Source organism: Vogesella indigofera (assembly GCF_003633895.1).
In the GTDB taxonomy this organism is placed as follows: Bacteria; Pseudomonadota; Gammaproteobacteria; order Burkholderiales; family Chromobacteriaceae; genus Vogesella; species Vogesella indigofera.
Window position 1 is genome coordinate 103,992 of the sequence record NZ_RBID01000018.1, and the last position, 17,313, is coordinate 121,304.

Annotated in this window: 18 protein-coding genes and 1 tRNA gene; 12 read left to right on the forward strand and 7 right to left on the reverse strand. The window is 65.4% G+C overall.

Annotated elements, in window-relative coordinates; translation table 11 throughout:
- From C8E02_RS15080 to C8E02_RS15105, 6 genes are all read right to left on the reverse strand, one after another.
- A complete protein-coding gene (locus tag C8E02_RS15080) occupies window positions 1-873 on the reverse strand; it encodes a 3',5'-nucleoside bisphosphate phosphatase (RefSeq protein WP_120812081.1) in 873 nt (290 codons plus the stop codon).
- A 1-nt stretch (window position 874) separates the two neighbouring features.
- On the reverse strand, window positions 875-1,069 hold the full coding sequence (locus tag C8E02_RS15085) for an oxidoreductase-like domain-containing protein (RefSeq protein ID WP_245961170.1): 195 nt from the start codon (window positions 1,067-1,069) through the stop codon (window positions 875-877).
- Window positions 1,066-1,281, reverse strand: coding sequence for an RNA-binding S4 domain-containing protein (locus C8E02_RS15090; protein WP_120812230.1), 216 nt, complete (start codon window positions 1,279-1,281; stop codon window positions 1,066-1,068). The genes C8E02_RS15085 and C8E02_RS15090 overlap by 4 nt, the downstream gene beginning before the upstream one ends.
- Before the next feature lie 201 nt (window positions 1,282-1,482).
- A complete protein-coding gene (locus tag C8E02_RS15095) occupies window positions 1,483-2,028 on the reverse strand; it encodes an AAA family ATPase (protein ID WP_245961171.1) in 546 nt (181 codons plus the stop codon).
- A 275-nt stretch (window positions 2,029-2,303) separates the two neighbouring features.
- Window positions 2,304-3,302 carry an asparaginase gene (locus C8E02_RS15100; protein ID WP_245961172.1) on the reverse strand — a complete coding sequence of 333 codons (999 nt, stop codon included), beginning with the start codon at window positions 3,300-3,302 and terminating at the stop codon, window positions 2,304-2,306.
- Between the two features lie 107 nt (window positions 3,303-3,409).
- Window positions 3,410-4,732, reverse strand: a complete 1,323-nt coding sequence (locus tag C8E02_RS15105; protein WP_120812089.1) for a sodium-dependent transporter — start codon at window positions 4,730-4,732, stop codon at window positions 3,410-3,412.
- A 398-nt stretch (window positions 4,733-5,130) separates the two neighbouring features.
- Between C8E02_RS15105 and C8E02_RS15110 the strand changes: the two genes are divergently transcribed.
- Window positions 5,131-5,204 (forward strand) — tRNA-Gly (locus C8E02_RS15110).
- A 41-nt stretch (window positions 5,205-5,245) separates the two neighbouring features.
- Complete coding sequence (locus tag C8E02_RS15115) at window positions 5,246-7,420, forward strand: AsmA family protein (RefSeq protein ID WP_120812092.1); 2,175 nt, start codon at window positions 5,246-5,248, stop codon at window positions 7,418-7,420.
- Window positions 7,421-7,721: 301 nt separating this feature from the next.
- On the opposite strand, the gene C8E02_RS15120 is transcribed toward C8E02_RS15115, so the two are convergent.
- Entirely contained in the window at window positions 7,722-9,686 is a 1,965-nt protein-coding gene (locus C8E02_RS15120; protein ID WP_120812095.1) for a monovalent cation:proton antiporter family protein, read from the reverse strand.
- Window positions 9,687-9,784: 98 nt separating this feature from the next.
- On the opposite strand from C8E02_RS15120, the gene C8E02_RS15125 reads away from it, so the two are divergent.
- From C8E02_RS15125 to rapZ, 10 genes are all read left to right on the forward strand, one after another.
- Window positions 9,785-10,765 (forward strand): KpsF/GutQ family sugar-phosphate isomerase, encoded by a 981-nt coding sequence (locus tag C8E02_RS15125; RefSeq protein ID WP_120812098.1) that lies wholly within the window; start codon window positions 9,785-9,787, stop codon window positions 10,763-10,765.
- Between the two features lie 8 nt (window positions 10,766-10,773).
- A complete protein-coding gene (kdsC, locus tag C8E02_RS15130) occupies window positions 10,774-11,298 on the forward strand; it encodes a 3-deoxy-manno-octulosonate-8-phosphatase KdsC (protein ID WP_047966193.1) in 525 nt (174 codons plus the stop codon).
- A complete protein-coding gene (gene lptC / locus C8E02_RS15135) occupies window positions 11,295-11,858 on the forward strand; it encodes an LPS export ABC transporter periplasmic protein LptC (RefSeq protein ID WP_120812099.1) in 564 nt (187 codons plus the stop codon). Before kdsC ends, lptC begins: the two co-directional genes overlap by 4 nt.
- Complete coding sequence (lptA, locus tag C8E02_RS15140; protein WP_047966195.1) at window positions 11,848-12,357, forward strand: lipopolysaccharide transport periplasmic protein LptA; 510 nt, start codon at window positions 11,848-11,850, stop codon at window positions 12,355-12,357. The genes lptC and lptA overlap by 11 nt, the downstream gene beginning before the upstream one ends.
- Entirely contained in the window at window positions 12,354-13,082 is a 729-nt protein-coding gene (gene lptB / locus C8E02_RS15145) for an LPS export ABC transporter ATP-binding protein (RefSeq protein ID WP_047966196.1), read from the forward strand. The genes lptA and lptB overlap by 4 nt, the downstream gene beginning before the upstream one ends.
- Before the next feature lie 3 nt (window positions 13,083-13,085).
- On the forward strand, window positions 13,086-14,531 hold the full coding sequence (locus C8E02_RS15150) for an RNA polymerase factor sigma-54 (RefSeq protein ID WP_120812102.1): 1,446 nt from the start codon (window positions 13,086-13,088) through the stop codon (window positions 14,529-14,531).
- Window positions 14,532-14,593: 62 nt separating this feature from the next.
- Complete coding sequence (gene hpf / locus C8E02_RS15155; RefSeq protein WP_047966198.1) at window positions 14,594-14,914, forward strand: ribosome hibernation-promoting factor, HPF/YfiA family; 321 nt, start codon at window positions 14,594-14,596, stop codon at window positions 14,912-14,914.
- 162 nt (window positions 14,915-15,076) lie between these two features.
- On the forward strand, window positions 15,077-15,541 hold the full coding sequence (gene ptsN / locus C8E02_RS15160; protein WP_047966199.1) for a PTS IIA-like nitrogen regulatory protein PtsN: 465 nt from the start codon (window positions 15,077-15,079) through the stop codon (window positions 15,539-15,541).
- The gene (hprK, locus tag C8E02_RS15165) at window positions 15,534-16,490 is read left to right on the forward strand and encodes an HPr(Ser) kinase/phosphatase (protein WP_047966200.1); all 957 of its coding nucleotides are present in this window, start codon (window positions 15,534-15,536) and stop codon (window positions 16,488-16,490) included. Before ptsN ends, hprK begins: the two co-directional genes overlap by 8 nt.
- A complete protein-coding gene (gene rapZ, locus C8E02_RS15170; RefSeq protein ID WP_120812104.1) occupies window positions 16,471-17,313 on the forward strand; it encodes an RNase adapter RapZ in 843 nt (280 codons plus the stop codon). Before hprK ends, rapZ begins: the two co-directional genes overlap by 20 nt.

A 17,313-nucleotide genomic window follows, 5' to 3' on the forward strand; every position in this document is an offset into this window, starting at 1 on the left:
CTACTCCTCAACGTTGGCCGCAGCGCGGTGGATGCGTGGCGCCAGCGCCTGCCAGATCGGCTGGCAGATCGGCGGCAGGTCGGTGGTGCTGCCGACATCGCGGCCGCCCTCGCCAGGGGCATGGAAATCGCTGCCGGCGCTGGCGTACAGGCCGTGCTTCTGCGCCACCAGCGCGAAGCGCAGCATGTCGTCCAGGCTGTGGCTGCCGCTGACCACTTCCAGCGCCTCGCCGCCGGCGGCCTTGAAATCGGTCACCAGCCGCTCGATCAGGGTGCGGCCCATGTCGTAGCGGCCGGGATGGGCGATCACCGCCATGCCGCCGGCGCCGCGGATCCAGCCGACCGCATCTTCCAGCGTCGCCCACTCGTGCGCGACGTAGCCGGGCTTGCCGGTGGTCAGGTATTTGCGGAACACGCTCTTGACGTCCTTCACCTCGCCGCTTTGCACCAGATAGCGGGCAAAGTGGGTGCGGCCGATCATCTCCGGATTGGCCGCCAGCCGCATCGCGCCGTCGAAGACGCCGGGAATGCCGATCTTGGCCAGCGATTCGCCCATCTGCCGCGCGCGCTCGACGCGGCCGTCGCGGATCGACTGCAGCCCGGCGCACAGCGCCGCGTTGTCCGGGTCGATGCCGAGGCCGAGGATGTGCACGGTGTGGCGCGCGTTCCACGTTACCGACACCTCGACGCCGTCGAGGAAATCGACACCGGCGGCCAGCGCCGTGGCGCGCGCCTCGGCCAGCCCGGCAGTGCAGTCGTGGTCGGTCAGCGCCAGCAGGCGGGCCTCGCGCGCCGCGGCACGCCGGATCACCTCTGCCGGCGGCAGGCCGCCGTCGGAGGCGGTGGAATGAAAGTGCAGGTCGATGCTCGCCATGTCAGTTACCGGGCTTGGCCGCCTGGCGTGCCGCTTCGCGCGCCTGCCAGTCCGCCAGTTGGCGGCGGTAAAGCTGCACCGCCGCATTGTAGGTGTCCCACACGCAGGGATCGCAGCCGCTGCCGCAGCACATGTCGTCGCTCGGTGCTTCCGGTGCCTCCGGCATCGGGTCGAACACGTCGTCCGTCACGCTCACGCCGCAATCACCTTGATCTCGAAGCCGTCGCCGGACACCACTTGCCCGGCGCGGATCTTGTTGGTCTTGCGCAGCTCGACCTGGCCGTCGACCAGCACATTGCCCTCGGCAATGAACTGCTTGGCGATGCCGCCGGTCTCCATGATGCCGGTGGTCTTGAGCAGATCACACAACGCGATGTATTCACCGCGCAATTCAAAGATTTCGTTCATGTTCTGCACACTGTCTTTTGACAGCCTTGTGAGTGGCCTGTGCATAAGCGGCACAAGCCATTGATCAAATTAGTCATTTTCACGCTGCCCATTTTTTGGGCAGCGACGCCAGACTTTCCACACCACGACGGGACAGGGCTGTTGAGTGGCTGTGGACAAGCGCCACAAGCTACTGATCAGACAGGGAAAAGTCGCGACTGTTCAAAAATTGGGCAGCTGCGGCAGCCACGACTGCAGCGCGCGCCACGCTGCGGCCAACCTTGCCTGCCGCGTCCCGGCCAGCAGCAGCGGCGTGACGCCGGCGTCGGCCAGCGCCTGTTGATACAGGCCGAACAGCCAGTCGCGCTGCTGCGGATGGCTGCGCAGCGGATCCGGCTGCCACGGGATGTCGGGACAGGCCAGCAGCGTCAGCGCGTAGTCCTGCGGCCGGTCCAGCGCCAGCAGCGCCGGCTCGGCCTTGCCGAACGCCACCTGCGCCCAGATGCGGCAGGTCAGCACCGTGGTGTCGCACAGCAACACGCGGGCACCACTGGCCGCGGCGGCGGCTTCAGCCGCCAGCTGGCCACGGGCAATCGCCAGGATGTCGGCGGGGCTGACGTGGTAGGCGCGCGCGGCGTAATACGCGCGCGCGTACTCCGGCACCCACGCGGCGGCGATGCCCTGCGCCTGCAAGGCGGCACCCAGCTCGGCAGCCAGCGTGCTCTTGCCGCAGGACTCCGGCCCGACAATGGCAAGCCGTAACGGCACGGGATAAGTCGGCAACATAAGCCGCCATTATACGCTGTGCACCGGCTGCACGGAAAACGCCCACACGCTGCGGGGACAGCAGTGTGGGCGGCATGTGTACGCGCTGTGGACAACTGCGCTAACTGACTGATGGCAAAGGGCAAGCCGCGCGCTGCACAAAAAACAGGCAGTGGCGACGATTTACCCACGGCCGGACTGCATAGCGCTGTGGGCGGCCTGTGGACAAATACCGCAAGCCATTGATCCGGCAGGCAGAAAAAGCCGGCGCCTGTTTTTTAGGCAGCCGGCGTCAGCTCGCCGCGGCAGTCTTCCGCCAGTCGCGCGCGGACTTCTGCGGGGCTCAGCGGCTGCGACAGCAGCCACAGCAGCTTGGCCTGCGCCGCTTCCGGCGTCATGTCGCCACCGGCCACCGCACCGGCCTGCGCCAGCGGCTGGCTGGCCGCGTAGGCGCCGACCGCCACCGCGCCACGCACGCACTGGGTCAGGTTCAGCACCACGCAGCCCCTGGCGCTGGCGGCCTGTACCCCGGCCAGCAACTCGGTGTCGGCCGGGGTGTTGCCGTTGCCGTAGCTGAGCAGGATCGCCGCCTGCGGCGTGTCCTGCGCCAACCAGCGGCCGAACGCCGCTGCCATCGCGCCGGGCAGCAGCATGCCGCAGCGGATGTCGGGGCTGGCCGGCAGCTGCGGCCGGAACGGGCCGCTGGCCTGGCGCCAGCCGGCGCGGTGCCACTGCGGCTGGATGCCGAACTGCGCCAGCGGCGGCGCATTGGGGCTGTCGAAGCCGGCAAAGCTGGCGGCGTCCAGCTTGCGTGCGCGCACGCCGCGCAGCAGCAGGCGGTTGAAGCTGATCGCCACCTCGTGCAGCTCGCTCTGGCAGGCGGCCTCGATCGCGTCGGCGAGGTTGCCCCAGCCGTCGCTGCGCGGGTGCACCAGCGGCAGCTGCGAGCCGGTGACCACCACCGGCTTGGCCAGTCCCTGCAGGCAGAACGCCAGCACGCTGGCGGTATAGGCCATGGTGTCGGTACCGTGGATCACCACAAAGCCGTCGAAGGCGTCATGGTTGGCCGCAATGTCGGCCACCAGCCGCTGCCAGTCGGCCAGCGTGATCGCCGACGAATCCAGCAGCGGCGCGTATTCGCGCACCTCCCAGCTCACCCCGTCGCGTGCCAGCCGCGCCAGCTGTTGCGGCAGGAAGCCGGGCACCGGCGCCAGCCCCTCGGGGGTGTGGTCCATGCCGATGGTGCCGCCGGTATAGAGAATGAGCAGTCGCTTCATCACAGGTACTCCTGACAACAATGACTAAATGATAGGCGTCGCCCGCGGTGGCGGGCAGACGGAAAAACGGCGTGGCTCCGTGCCGGAGGCCACGCCGCAGGTGACGGTTACAGATTGTGCACCAGGATACCGGCGATCAGCGCCGGCGCCACGTAGCGGCAGAAGCCGCGCATCGCCCGCAGCCAGGCCGGCACCCGCGCGCCGGCGGACAGCTCGGCCTCGATCACCGGCCACACCTTCCAGCCGACGAAGATCGCCAGCAGCACCTCGCCCACCGGCATCAGCAGCTTGGAGGTGAGGAAGTCGAGCAGGTCGAAGAAGCCGAGGCCGAACACGGTGTACTCGCTCCAGATGCCCAGCGACAGCGACGCCGGGATGCCCAGCAGGAACACCAGCAGCGACACGCCCAGCGCCGCCGCCTTGCGGCCAACCTTGAACTCGTCGATCACGAAGCTGACCACCACCTCCAGCAACGACACCGACGAGGTCAGCGCCGCCACCAGCAGCAGGAAGAAGAACAGCACCGCAAACAGCTGGCCGCCCACCATCTGCGCGAACACCGCCGGCATGGTGATGAAGGTCAGCCCCGGGCCGGCCGACGGATCGAACCCGAAGGCGAACACCGCCGGCAGCACCATCAGTCCGGCAAGGAAGCAGGTCAGCACCGTCAGCGCGATCACCCACAGCGAGGAGCTGAGCAGGTTGGCCTCCTTATCGACGTAGGAGCCGTAGGTGATCATGATGCCCATGCCCAGCGACAGCGAGAAAAACGCCAGTCCCATCGCATCGACCAGCATGCTGCCGCTGACCTTGGAGAAGTCCGGGGTCAGGAAATACAGCAGGCCTTCCATCGCACCGGGCAGGGTCAGCGCGCGCGCGATCAACACCAGCATCAGCACGAACAGCGCCGGCATCAGGAATTTCGACAGGTTCTCGATGCCCTTCTGCACGCCGCCGATCACCACCGCCAGCGTCAGGCCGGCAAACAGCCCGTGATACAGCAGCGGCAGCGCCGGATCGGTGATGAAGCCGTTGAAGATATCGCCCAGCACCTTGGCGTCGGAAGTCAGGATCTCGCCGCCGAACGACTTGCCGATATAGGCGATGGTCCAGCCGCCGACCACACTATAGAAAGAGTAAACCAGGAAACACACCAGCACGCCGACGAAGCCGACCAGCGGCCAGCGACCACCGCGCAGATCGCGGAAGGTGCCGACCGCGCTGTTGCCGGCGGCGCGGCCGAGTGCCATTTCGCCCAGCATCAGCGCCAGGCCGACACTGAGACAGATCAGGAAGTAAATCAGCAGGAACGCCCCGCCGCCATTGGTGGCGGCCACGTAGGGGAATTTCCAGATTGCGCCCAGGCCGATGGCCGAGCCGGTTGCTGCCAGGATGAAACCGAGGCGCGAGCCCCATTGAGATCTAGCCATACATCACTTCTTTTCAAAAACGGAACGAAAACCGCCGGCGGATAGCCGGCTGCGCAAGAAACCGCCAGGTCGGTGAACCGGGCGGCTCGTCTGGCGCTCGTTGCAGCCGCCAGCCGGCATGATTGCTGCCGGCAAGCGGATGACTGCAGCCGGGTAGGCTGTCCGTCGCGGGCCAGGCAGGCGCAGTACCGGTTGACTGCGCGCCGCCGCCCGCTCAGGAAAGAACGCATGGCCTAGTCAGAAAGCCACGACCGCCCGCGGCCATGTCGGCAGGGGCGATCCTGTATACGGAATACAATCGGCGAAAATACCATGTCTTCCGGCGCAGGGAAACCGCTGGCGGCCACGGCTGCGTTGCAAGGCGCACCCGCTATGCGTATACTCTGCGCTCGCCTTGTGCGGGTGTAGCTCAATGGTAGAGCAGAAGCTTCCCAAGCTTACGACGAGGGTTCGATTCCCTTCACCCGCTCCATGACCGCCCTCCCCCTTTGACCGTCCCAGAACCGCACGCCTATGAACTGGAACTCCGGCCGGCTATGGCTCAAAATCTCCGTCTATACGCTGCTGACACTGGGCATCCTGTTCGTTGCCATCCTGACGCTGTTCTTTACCCGTTTTGACGCCGACAGCGCGCGCCGCAACCTGGAGCGTTCGCTGGCCGACAGTGGCCGCACGCTGAGCATAGGTGGCACCATTTCGCCGATGCTGTTGCCGTCGCCGGGGCTGGAAATCAGCGAGGTGCGCGTCAGCGAACAGGACGGCAAGACCCCGTTTGCCCACGTCGCGCAGATCGAGGCACGGCTGGCATGGCTGCCGCTGCTGTTCGGCCGCCTGGAAATCACCCATGTCGCGCTGCACGACGCGCAGCTGACCGTGGTGCGCCAGACCGACGGCAGCCTCAACTTTGCCGACCTGCTGCGCAGCCGCCCGTCGAGCAAGTTCATGTTCAACCTCGATTCGCTGGCCATCAACGGCACCCGCCTGGAATACCAGGACCGCGTCAACGGCCAGCTACTGAAGCTGGAGGACGCCAGCCTGCTGGCCGACGAACTGCGCGCCAATGCGCAGATGGCGTTCGGCGGCCGCCTGCAAAGCGGCGGCCGGCTGGTGAACCTGTCGCTGACCGCGCCGTTCACCCGCAACGACGACCAGATCGACATTCCGCAATTCAGCGCCACCGCCATCAGCAGCAGCGAAGAATTGGGCGAGATCCGCGTCAACGCCAGCGGCAAGCTGCAGCTGAACCTGGCCACGCTGCTGGCGCAGGGCGAAGCGCTGAAGGTCGCCATCGACACCACCAAGCCGAGCAGCCACAGCGAGATCCTGATCCCCACCGTCAGCGCCAGCCTCAGCGAACTGAGCACGCCGGCGGCCAGCCTCAGCGGCAACATCAGCTACCAGCGCACGCAGTACCGTTTCAGCAGCCGGCTGGCACAGCTGCAGCTCAACCAGAACGGCCTGTTCGCCGCCAGCAGCAATAACGACTTCTCGTGGAGCGTCGGCCCGCACTCGCTGAACATGGTGGTGCAGGCGCCGTTGAAGCTGGCGCAGTTCAGCCTGCTCAGCATGAGCCCGCTGACGCTGTCGGCACACCTGAAAACGCCGGAGCTGCCGCGCGGCCAACTGCGCGCCACGCTGCAGGGCGCGCTGGAAGGCGACCTCGCCGACAGCCGCCTCAACCTGCGCGTCAGCGGCGAGCTGGACGGCGCCAAGCTCGCCTCCACCATCACCCAGTACGGCTTTGTCGCGCCGCGCCACGAGGCGACGCTGTCGATCGGCAAGCTCGACCTCAACCGCTACCTGCCGGAACAGAAGGCGGAGCAGGCGGTGGCGCTGTTCCAGAACGACAAGCCGTTCCGCCTCGACTGGATGGACTTCATCAATGTGCAGGGCAAGCTCGCCATCGGCGAGCTGGCGGTCGGCAATTTCCGCGTCAACGGCATCAACGCGGATGTCACCGGCACCCCGCAGCAGCTGCAGCTGGACAACCTCACCGCCGACATCTACGAAGGCCACCTCACCGGCCGTGCCACGCTGTTCCGCGAGCGCATCCCGCGGCTGACGTTGCAGCAGGAGCTGACCGGGATGCAGATCCGGCCGCTGATGCTGGACCTGTTCGCCTTCAGCCGCATCGAAGGCAGCGGCAACGGCTGGGTGCAGCTGGAGGCGAAGGGGCAGTCGCTGCAGGCGCTGCGCAATACCCTCAACGGCAAGGTCGCCGCGCGGCTGGAGCGCGGCGCGCTGACCGGTATCGACCTCGTCGCCGCGCTGCGCGACCTGCCTGGCGAGAGCGAACGCTGGAACGGCCCGGTCAGCACCGCGCCGGACCAGAAAACCACCTTCTCCGCGCTGTCGGCACAGTTCGAGCTGCAGGACGGCGTGGCGCGCAACCAGGACATGAAGCTGGCGTCGTCGCTGGTCAATGTCCGCGGCAGCGGCAAGTTCGACCTGACGCAGAGCATCATCGACTACACCCTGGACGTGCAGGCCAACCCCAGCGCCTTCGCCAGGCTGGGCGGCATCAGCATCCCGCTGAAGATAACCGGCCCGCTGCAGCAGCCGGTGTACTCGCTGGATTTCAACGCCATGGTCAAGGGCAAGAAAACCGAGGGCGAGAAACAGCAGGTGCTGAAGCAGGAACTGGGCAAGCAGATCACCAGCATCCTGCCGGTCAAGCCGGCACCGTAGACGCAGCCGGGCACGAAGCATTGATTGCGGCCAACCTTGGTATCAAGGTTGGCCGCAATGCTTTGTGCCGCAGGCAGACGAGGCAGCCCGGCTCAGCATGCTGACAGCTGCAGGCCCCGCGGTACCGCGGGGTGAGCACTGGGCACGAAACTGCTGTCGACGCTCAGCAACCGCCCGCCCGCGCCATGCACACCGCCCCCCGCCGTCAAACCCGGCGTTGCGACACCGCAGCGGACCCAAAAAAATGGCGGCCAACCCTGAAGCCAAGGTTGGCCGCCATCTCCGGCAACAGTCTGCGCCACTAGCCCTGCAGCAACAGCGCCTCCGCCTGCGCCAGCGCCGCCGGCCGGCCGAGCAGCACCAGCACATCGCCTTCCTGCAATTCCGAATCCGCCGCCACGTGGGCGAGACGGACGTTGCGACGGCGGATGCCGCGCACCCCGACGCCGAGGCTGTCCAGCTTCACCCCGCCCAGCGGCATGCCGATGGCGTGGGCACCGGCCACCAGCTGCACGCTGAGCAGGCGCGGCTGATCGCTGTCGTCGATGCCGTCCAGCTCGTCGCTGGCGCCGCGGAAGAAGCCGGTGAACAGGCTGTAGCGCTGTTCGCGCACGGTGCGGATGCGGCGCAGCACGCGGCTCATCGGCACCCCCATCACCATCAGCGCGTGCGAGGCCAGCATCAGGCTGCCTTCCATCACCTCGGCCACCACCTCGTCGGCGCCGGCTTCGCGCAGGCGGGTGATGTCGGAGTCGTCGATGGTACGCACGATCACCGGCAGGTCGCGGCGCAGGTCGTGCACCATGTGGATGATGCGCTCCGAGGCATGGGTATCGGCAAAGGTGATCACCACCGTCTTGGCGCGCATCGCGCCGGCCGCCATCAGCACCTCGCGCTTGGCGGCATCGCCGAACACCACCGGGTCCCCCGCCTCGCCCGCCTCACGCACCCGCTCCGGATCCATGTCCAGCGCGAAAAAGGAAATGCCCTCCGCCTCCAGCAGGCGCGCCAGCGACTGGCCGCTGCGGCCATAGCCGCAGATGATCACGTGTTCGTCCTTGGCCATGCTCTGCACCAGTACCTGGTGCAGGTCCACCGCCTGCAGCGCCCAGTCCTGCTTGATCAGGCGGCTGCAGATGCGCTCGGCGTGCTGGATCAGGAACGGCGCCACCAGCATCGACAGCACGATCGCCGCCAGCGCCGACTGCTCCACCGGCGACGAGATCAGCCCCAGGTTGCCGGACAGCGCCAGCAGCACGAAGCCGAATTCGCCGCCCTGCGCCAGCGCCAGCGCGCCTTTCAGGCTATCCCTGGCACGATGGCCGAACAGCCGCGCCAGCAGGTACACCACCGCCAGCTTCACCGGCAGCAACAGCAGCAGCATCACGCCGATGTCGCCGGCACGGTCGAGCAGCACGCCGATGTCCAGCTTCATGCCGACGGTGACGAAGAAGAAACCGAGCAGGATGTCGCGGAACGGCTTGATGTCCTCCTCCACCTGGAAGCGGTACTCCGTTTCCGAGATCAGCATGCCGGCGACGAAGGCGCCCAGCGCCAGCGACAGGCCGGCCAGCTGGGTGAGAAAGGCGATGCCCAGCGTCACCAGCAGCACGTTGATGGTGAACAGCTCGCCGGAGCGCTGCCGTGCCACCAGGTGGAACCACGGCCGCATCAGGCGCTGGCCGAACACCAGCAGCAGGCTCATCACCACCACCTTGACCAGCGCGAGGCCGAGGTCCATCCACAGCCGGTCAGAGTTGGCCGCAAACGCCGGCAGCAGGATCAGCAGCGGCACCACCGCCAGGTCCTGGAACAGCAGCACGCCGATCGCCAGCTGGCCGTGCGGCTGCGCCATTTCCAGCCGCTCCGACAGCAGCTTGCTGACGATGGCCGTCGACGACAGTGCCAGCGCACCACCGACGGCAAAGCCGGCCAGCGGGCTGCCGGTTAGCCACCACACGATGGCGCCGATCAGGAACAGGGTCAGCAGCACCTGCGCGAGGCCGATGCCGAACACCAGCTGCCGCATCGCCTTCAGCTTGGCCAGCGAGAACTCCAGCCCGATGGAGAACATCATGAACACGATGCCGATTTCGCCGAGGAATTCGGTCTCCTCGCCCTGCGGGATCAGGCTCATCACGCCGGGGCCGGCCATGAAACCGACCACCAGGTAACCCAGCATGGGTGGTACGCGCAGACTGCGGCACGCGGTCACCGCCAGCACGGCGACCAGCAATACCAACACGATGGGAGACAGGGAGTGCATCGAAAAAACGGCTCCAGAAGAGAATTGAATGGCGCTCAAGCAAAACTTGCACCTGCCAGGCAGTGCCCGGCGATTATAAGCTGATATAATTGCGCATTATGAAAAATGACCAAAAACAATCCTGCCTCGCGCTGGCGCGCGACGTCCTCGCCATCGAGGCCGCCGCCATTACCCGGCTGGCGTCGCGACTGGACGACAGCTTCAGCGCGGCGGTCGCCCTGATCCTGGCCTGCGAAGGCCGGGTGGTGGTCAGCGGCATGGGCAAGTCCGGCCACATCGGCAACAAGATCGCAGCCACGCTGGCCAGCACCGGCACGCCGGCGTTTTTCATGCATCCGGCAGAAGCCGCCCACGGCGACCTCGGCATGCTGACCGAACGCGACATCCTGCTGGCGCTGTCCAACTCCGGCGAGAGCGACGAATTGCTGGCGCTGCTGCCGGCGCTGAAGCGCAAGGGCGTGCCGATCATCGCACTGACCGGGCGCTCGCAATCGACGCTGGCGACCGAGGCCAGCATCCACCTCGACGCCGGTGTGGAGAAGGAAGCCTGCCCGCTGGGGCTGGCGCCGACCGCCAGCACCACCGCGGCGCTGGCGCTGGGCGACGCGCTGGCGGTAGCGCTGCTCGACGCACGCGACTTCAAGCCGGAAGACTTCGCGCTGTCGCATCCCGGCGGCAGCCTCGGCCGCAAGCTGCTGGTCCACATCAGCGACCTGATGCACGGCGGCGAGGCGCTGCCGCGGGTCAACAGCGGCAGCAGCCTGAAGGACGCGCTGCTGGAGATGACGCGCAAGGGCCTCGGCATGACCGCGGTCTGCGCCGCCGACGGCCAGCTGCTCGGCATCTTCACCGACGGCGACCTGCGCCGCACGCTGGACAAGAGCCTGGATCTGGCCGGCCTGCGCATCGACGACGTGATGGCACGCCAGCCGCGCACCATCGAGTCACACCGTCTGGCCACCGAAGCGGCCAACGAAATGGAACACCACAAGATCAACGGCCTGCTGGTCACCGACCGCGCCGGCAATCTGGTGGGCGCCCTGAACATGCACGACCTGCTCAAGGCAGGCGTGGTCTGAGAGACACCATGCAAACCATTACCGAACTGGCCAAACGCACGCGACTGCTGATCATGGATGTGGACGGCGTGCTGACCGACGGCCGCATCTTCATCACCGCCAGCGGCGAAGAGCTGAAAGCGTTCAACACCCTGGACGGCCACGGCCTGCGCATGCTGCAGTCCACCGGCGTGCAGTTGGCGATCATCACCGGCCGCGACGCGCCCGGCGTCGCCCACCGCGCCCGCGGCCTCGGCATCGACCACTACTACGCCGGCGTACACGACAAGCGCACCGCGTTTGCCGAACTGCTGCACAAAACCGGCCTCACCGCCGAAGACTGCGCCTACATCGGCGACGACGTCATCGACCTGCCGGTGATGAGCCGCGTCGGCCTGGCGGTGGCGGTACCGGACGCACCCAGCTTCGTGCGCCAGCACGCCCACTTCGTCACCGGTTGCAGCGGCGGCCAGGGCGCGGTGCGCGAGCTGTGCGAGCTGATCCTGCAGGCGCAGGGCAACTACGACCGCCTGATGGCCGGCTACCTGGCATGAACCGCGCCGCCCGCCTGTTTCCGCTGGGCCTGATGCTGGGCATGGCCCTGCTCGCCTTCTGGCTCAACGTGCTGACCATGCAGCGCGGCGATGCGCCGGGCAAGATAGACCTGAGCCGCCCGGAGTACACCATCAACCGGCTGACGGCAAAGCGCTTCGACGCCCAGGGCCGGCCGCAGCAATACCTGCAGGCGGCCCAGATGTGGCAACTGCCGCGCAATCCGAATGTCTATCTCAGCAAGCCGCGCATCGAAGTCTTCCTGCAGGGCATCCCCGACTACACGGTGACGGCCGCGGCCGGACGCTACCACAAGCAGCAGAAAACGGCGGACTTCAGTGATAATGTGCGCTGGGAACGCAAGGCCACCGCCGACGCCCCGGCCATCCTGCTCCAGACCTCGGTGCTGCATGTCGACACCGTGGCGCGCAGCGCCAGCAACCGCGCGCCGCTGGTGGCCGACTACGGCACCTCGCAACTGAAATCGACCGGCTTCATTTACCAGCAGGACAGCGGCCAGCTGAACCTGCTGTCCAACGTAAGGATTACCTATGCGCCATAGTGTGCTGATCGCGCTGACCGCCCTCGTGCTGAGCGCCCCTGTCATGGCTGAAAAGGCTGACAGCGAAAAACCGATCGAACTGTCTGCCGACCGCGGCTCGCTGGACCAGAAAAAAGGCGTGACGGTATGGGAGGGCAATGTCGTGGTGGTGCAGGGCACGCTGAACCTGAAAGCGCAGCGCGTAACCGTGACCCGCGACGCGCAGGGCAACCAGCAGCTGCAGGCGCAGGGCAGCCCAGTCACCTTCCGCCAGAAAGTCGACGGCAGCAATGAATACGTCGAAGGCAGCGCCAGCAACGTCAACTACAACACTGCGGCCAACCTTGCCACCCTGACCGGCAACGCCCGCGTCAAGCGCGGCCAGGATTCGGTCAGCGGCGCCGTCATCGTCTACAACACCGCCACCGAAACCTATCAGGCCAGCGGCGGCACCGCCGCCAGCGGCAACAGCGGCCGCGTGACGGTGATCCTGCAGCCCAAAGCACAGGGCACGCCATGACCCCGAGCCAGCTTTCCATCCAGCACCTGAAGAAGACCTTCAAGAAGCGTACCGTGGTGCGCGACGTGTCGCTGGAGATCGCCAGTGGCGAGGTGGTCGGCCTGCTCGGCCCTAACGGCGCCGGCAAGACCACCAGCTTCTACATGGTGGTCGGCCTGATCGCCGCCGATGCCGGTGAAATCCGCCTCGACGGCCAGACCATCACCCACCTGCCGATCCACCAGCGCGCGCGGCTCGGTCTCGGCTATCTGCCGCAGGAAGCGTCGATCTTCCGCAAAATGACGGTAGACGAGAACATCCGCGCGGTACTGGAAATTGCCGGGCTGAAGGACGAGGAGCTGGAAAACGAGCTGACCCTGCTGCTGGACGACCTCAACATCAGCCACCTGCGCGACAGCAACGCGCTGGCACTGTCCGGTGGCGAGCGCCGCCGCGTGGAAATCGCCCGCGTGCTGGCCACCCGTCCGCGTTTCATCCTGCTGGACGAGCCGTTTGCCGGCGTCGACCCGATCGCGGTGATCGACATCCAGAAGATCATCGCCTTCCTCAAGGAACGCGGCATCGGCGTGCTGATCACCGACCACAACGTGCGCGAAACGCTGCGCATCTGTGACCGTGCCTACATCATCTCCGAAGGCAGCGTGCTCGCCTCCGGCCTGCCGGAAGCGCTGGTGCTGAACGAACAGGTACGCCAGGTGTACCTGGGCGAACACTTCCACCTGTAAGCCATGAAACAGACCCTCCAGCTCAAAACCAGCCAGCAGCTCACGCTCACCCCCCAGTTGCAGCAATCGATCAAGCTGCTGCAGATGTCGACGCTGGATCTCAGTACCGAGCTGGAGCGCTACCTGCTGGAAAACCCGCTGCTGGAACGTGCGGACAGCAGCGACAGCCCCGACGAGTCCGACAGCCCGTTGCCGGTGCTGGCGCCCAGCGGTGACACGCCGGCGGCGGACAGCGGCAGCGAGCCGGAGCGAGCGGAAGCGGAAAGCAACCGCGACGACGGCGAGCTGCTCGGCGACTGGGGCAGCAGCGGGAGCGGCAGCAGCCGCAACGATGACGACGACGAGTTCGACCCCATTCTCAACACCCCGTGCCGGCCGTCCCTGCGCGAGCACCTGACCGCGCAGATGGGCGAAACCCAGCTCAGCCAGCGCGACAAGGCGCTGATGTCGCTGCTGATCGACGAGCTGGATGACGACGGCTATCTGCCGACCTCGCTGGACGACATCGCCGCCGAGCTGCCGCTGGAGCTGGAAGTGGAAGGCGACGAGCTGGAATGCCTGCGCAAGCTGCTGACCCAGTTCGAGCCGACCGGCATCGGCAGCCGCAACCTCACCGAATTCCTCAGTCTGCAACTGCAGCAGCACGCGGCACCGGCCGCGGTACGCCAGCTGGCGCTGGACATGGTGCAGCAGCACCTGCCGCTCCTGGGCAACCGCGACTTCACCAAGCTCAAGAAGCTGCTCGCCATCGACGAACAGCAACTGAAAACCGCCCACGCCCTGCTCGCCAGCCTGCGGCCGCGCCCCAGCAGCGGTTTCGACCAGGGCGAGACCCACTACGTCGCCCCCGACATCCTGGTGGTGAAACGCCAGCAGCGCTGGGTGGCGCGCCTCAACCAGGGCACGCTGCCCAAGCTGCGCGTCAACCAGATGTATGCAGGCATGCTACAACAGAAGGGCAGCAGCCATAATCTAGGCGGCCAGCTGCAAGAGGCGCGCTGGCTGGTAAAAAACATTCAACAACGGTTTGACACCATCCTGAAAGTGGCAGAATCTATTGTTGACAGACAGCAAGCGTTCTTTGAACAAGGTGAAGTGGCCATGCGCCCGCTCATCCTGCGAGACATCGCGGAAGAACTGGGGCTGCATGAGTCAACCATCTCCCGCGTCACCACGCAGAAATACCTGCTGTGCAGCCGTGGCTTGTTCGAACTCAAATATTTCTTTGGCAGTTCGGTCGATACTGACAGTGGTGGCGAATGTTCCGCCACCGCAATCAAGGCACTGATCCGGCAGATCATCGATACGGAAGACCACAACAAACCACTGTCTGACAGCGCCATTGCCGACAAGCTGATCGCTCAAGGTATTCAGGTTGCAAGACGTACCGTAGCCAAGTATCGTGAAGCCATGCAGATACCGCCGGTCAGCCAGCGCAAGACTTTTTAGGTTGTTCATAACAAGATCGCCATGCCCAGTCCGGATATGGCACCAACAGAAGGAGTTAGGGTATGAACCTCAAGATTACCGGCCTCCACCTCGACGTTACCCCGGCGCTTCGTGACTACATCGAAAGCAAACTGGAACGCATTACCCGCCATGTCGATAATGTGATCGGTGTCAACGTGACACTGTCTGTCGACAAACTGGTACAGAAAGCCGAAGTCAATGTTCACCTGGCAGGCAAGGATATCCATGCCGAAGCCACCGAAGCGGACATGTACGCGGCCATCGACCTGCTGACTGACAAACTGGATCGTCAGGTACTGAAATTCAAGGAAAAACAGGTCGAGCATCGCGCACCGGTACCGCAAGAGCAAGCGTCGCTCTGATCAGGATTTGCCGAACAAAAACGGATAATGCAAGCACTGCTTGCTTATCCGTTCTTTTTTTGGCTACCGCTTTTTCTCCTGACGATCATCCTGCGCTTTCCACTATGGTATTCCGTGGACTCGGCGTAGAATGGCCCTCGATTTTTTCGGGCAAATGGCATTATGGGCTTGATCAGTAAAATACTCTCCGTGGACAACGTCATTGCTGACATGGACGTTTCCAGCAAAAAACGACTCTTCGAACAAGTCGGCCTGATGGTCGAAAACAGTCACGCCATCGCGCGCAGCGATGTCTTCGACAGCTTGTTTGCCCGGGAAAAACTTGGCTCCACCGGCCTGGGACAAGGCGTCGCCATCCCGCATGGCCGCATCAAGAGCCTGAAGGAAGCCACCGGCATCTTCATCCGCCTGAAGGCGCCGATTCCGTTCGATGCCCCCGATGGCAAACCGGTCTCGCTGCTGTTCGTGCTGCTGGTGCCGGAGCAGGCCACCGACATCCACCTGCAGGTATTGTCCGAGCTGGCACAGCGCTTCTCCAGCAAGGCGCTGCGCGAACAGATGAACGATCCCGCCTGCGATGCGCAGAAGCTGTTTGAACTGATTTCCGACACCCCAGACCATGCCTAATATCAGTGTTCGCCGCCTGTACCAGGACAATCAGCACAAGCTCAACCTGAGCTGGGTCGCCGGCCGTTCCGGCTCCGACAACCTGATTTCGAATGATGAACAGCGGCCAACCCAGGCACTGGTCGGTCACCTCAACTTCATCCACCCCAACCGGGTGCAGGTCCTCGGCCTTGCAGAGGTGGAGTACCTGAACAAGCTGGAGCAGGCCGCGGCACGGACCGCCCTCGACCAGCTGTTCCACCGCACCATGGCGGTGGTGATCGTCGCCAATGCGCAGCCGGTGCCCAACCTGCTGCGCGACTACTGCCAGAGCCACAATGTGCCGCTGATGAGTACGCCGCTGGAAAGCCCGTACCTGATGGACGTGCTGCGCATCTATCTGGCGCGCGCGCTGGCGGTCTCCACCGTGATGCACGGCGTGTTTCTCGACGTGCTGGAAATCGGCGTGCTGATCATGGGCGATTCGGCGATGGGCAAGAGCGAGCTGGCGCTGGAACTGATCTCGCGCGGCCACGGCATGGTTGCCGATGACGCGGTCGAGCTGTACCGCATCGGCCCGGAAACGCTGGAAGGCCGCTGCCCGGCGCTGCTGCGCGACTTCCTCGAAGTGCGCGGCCTCGGCATCCTCAATATCCGCACCATCTTCGGCGAAACCGCGGTGCGCCCGAAAAAGGTGCTGAAGCTGATCATCCACCTGATGAAGGCCAACGATCAGGCGATGCAGACGCTGGACCGGCTCAACATCCAGTCCGAGACGCAGGACATCCTTGGCGTCACCGTGCGCAAGGTGATCCTGCCGGTGGCCGCCGGCCGCAACCTGGCGGTACTGGTCGAGGCCGCGGTGCGGAACTACATCCTGCAGCTGCGCGGCATCGACAGCACCCGCGAATTCATCGATCGCCACACCAACCTGCTACGGGACCAGGAACATGCAGCTGATTCTGATTAGCGGCCTGTCCGGCTCCGGCAAGTCCGTCGCCCTGCGCCTCCTGGAAGACAACGGCTACTACTGCGTCGACAACCTGCCGGCCACCATGCTCACCGATGTGGTGGCGCTGTATAGCGAACAGGGTTACCAGCATGTCGCCATCAGCGTCGACACCCGTTCCGCGCCAACGTTGGCCGCATTGCCGGAGGTGATGGCCAGCCTGAAAGCGATGCGGGTCGACGTGCGCCTGATCTATCTGGAAGCCACCACCGAAGTGCTGGTCCAGCGTTTCTCGGAAACGCGGCGCCGCCACCCGCTGTCCGGCAACGGCCTGACGGTGGAGGAGTGCATCCGCCTAGAGCGCGAGATGCTGGAGCACATCCACGAGCTGGGCCACCGCATCGACACCAGCCACCTGTCCGCCAACGCGTTGCGCGCCTGGGTCAAGGTACTGGTCGACGCCGACGCCGACTGCCTGACCCTGGTGTTCGAATCGTTCGGCTTCAAGCACGGCCTGCCGCTGGACGCCGACTTCGTGTTCGACGTGCGCTGCCTGCCCAACCCCTACTACGAAGTCGCGCTGCGGCCGCTGACCGGCCAGGATGAGGCGATCTGCAGCTTCTTCGAAGGCGAAGCCAGCGTGGCGCAGATGCTGGCCGACATCCGCCAGTTCCTGCAAAACTGGCTGCCGCGCTTCCGCCAGGACAACCGCAGCTACGTCACCGTCGCCATCGGCTGCACCGGCGGCCAGCACCGCTCGGTCTACCTCGCCGAACAGCTGGCCAAGGCCTTTGCCGGCGAACAGGTCCTGCTGCGCCACCGCCAGCTGCCCGCCAAAAAATAA

What these genes read in the sequence shown, in the direction of transcription:
- C8E02_RS15080 (WP_120812081.1), bottom strand. Translation starts at nt 873, where the DNA reads ATGGCGAGCATCGACCTGCACTTTCATTCCACCGCCTCCGACGGCGGC.
- C8E02_RS15090 (WP_120812230.1), bottom strand. Translation starts at nt 1,281, where the DNA reads ATGAACGAAATCTTTGAATTGCGCGGTGAATACATCGCGTTGTGTGAT.
- C8E02_RS15100 (WP_245961172.1), bottom strand. Translation starts at nt 3,302, where the DNA reads ATGAAGCGACTGCTCATTCTCTATACCGGCGGCACCATCGGCATGGAC.
- C8E02_RS15105 (WP_120812089.1), bottom strand. Translation starts at nt 4,732, where the DNA reads ATGGCTAGATCTCAATGGGGCTCGCGCCTCGGTTTCATCCTGGCAGCA.
- C8E02_RS15115 (WP_120812092.1), top strand. Translation starts at nt 5,246, where the DNA reads ATGAACTGGAACTCCGGCCGGCTATGGCTCAAAATCTCCGTCTATACG.
- C8E02_RS15120 (WP_120812095.1), bottom strand. Translation starts at nt 9,686, where the DNA reads ATGCACTCCCTGTCTCCCATCGTGTTGGTATTGCTGGTCGCCGTGCTG.
- C8E02_RS15125 (WP_120812098.1), top strand. Translation starts at nt 9,785, where the DNA reads ATGAAAAATGACCAAAAACAATCCTGCCTCGCGCTGGCGCGCGACGTC.
- kdsC (WP_047966193.1), top strand. Translation starts at nt 10,774, where the DNA reads ATGCAAACCATTACCGAACTGGCCAAACGCACGCGACTGCTGATCATG.
- lptC (WP_120812099.1), top strand. Translation starts at nt 11,295, where the DNA reads ATGAACCGCGCCGCCCGCCTGTTTCCGCTGGGCCTGATGCTGGGCATG.
- lptA (WP_047966195.1), top strand. Translation starts at nt 11,848, where the DNA reads ATGCGCCATAGTGTGCTGATCGCGCTGACCGCCCTCGTGCTGAGCGCC.
- lptB (WP_047966196.1), top strand. Translation starts at nt 12,354, where the DNA reads ATGACCCCGAGCCAGCTTTCCATCCAGCACCTGAAGAAGACCTTCAAG.
- C8E02_RS15150 (WP_120812102.1), top strand. Translation starts at nt 13,086, where the DNA reads ATGAAACAGACCCTCCAGCTCAAAACCAGCCAGCAGCTCACGCTCACC.
- hpf (WP_047966198.1), top strand. Translation starts at nt 14,594, where the DNA reads ATGAACCTCAAGATTACCGGCCTCCACCTCGACGTTACCCCGGCGCTT.
- ptsN (WP_047966199.1), top strand. Translation starts at nt 15,077, where the DNA reads ATGGGCTTGATCAGTAAAATACTCTCCGTGGACAACGTCATTGCTGAC.
- hprK (WP_047966200.1), top strand. Translation starts at nt 15,534, where the DNA reads ATGCCTAATATCAGTGTTCGCCGCCTGTACCAGGACAATCAGCACAAG.
- rapZ (WP_120812104.1), top strand. Translation starts at nt 16,471, where the DNA reads ATGCAGCTGATTCTGATTAGCGGCCTGTCCGGCTCCGGCAAGTCCGTC.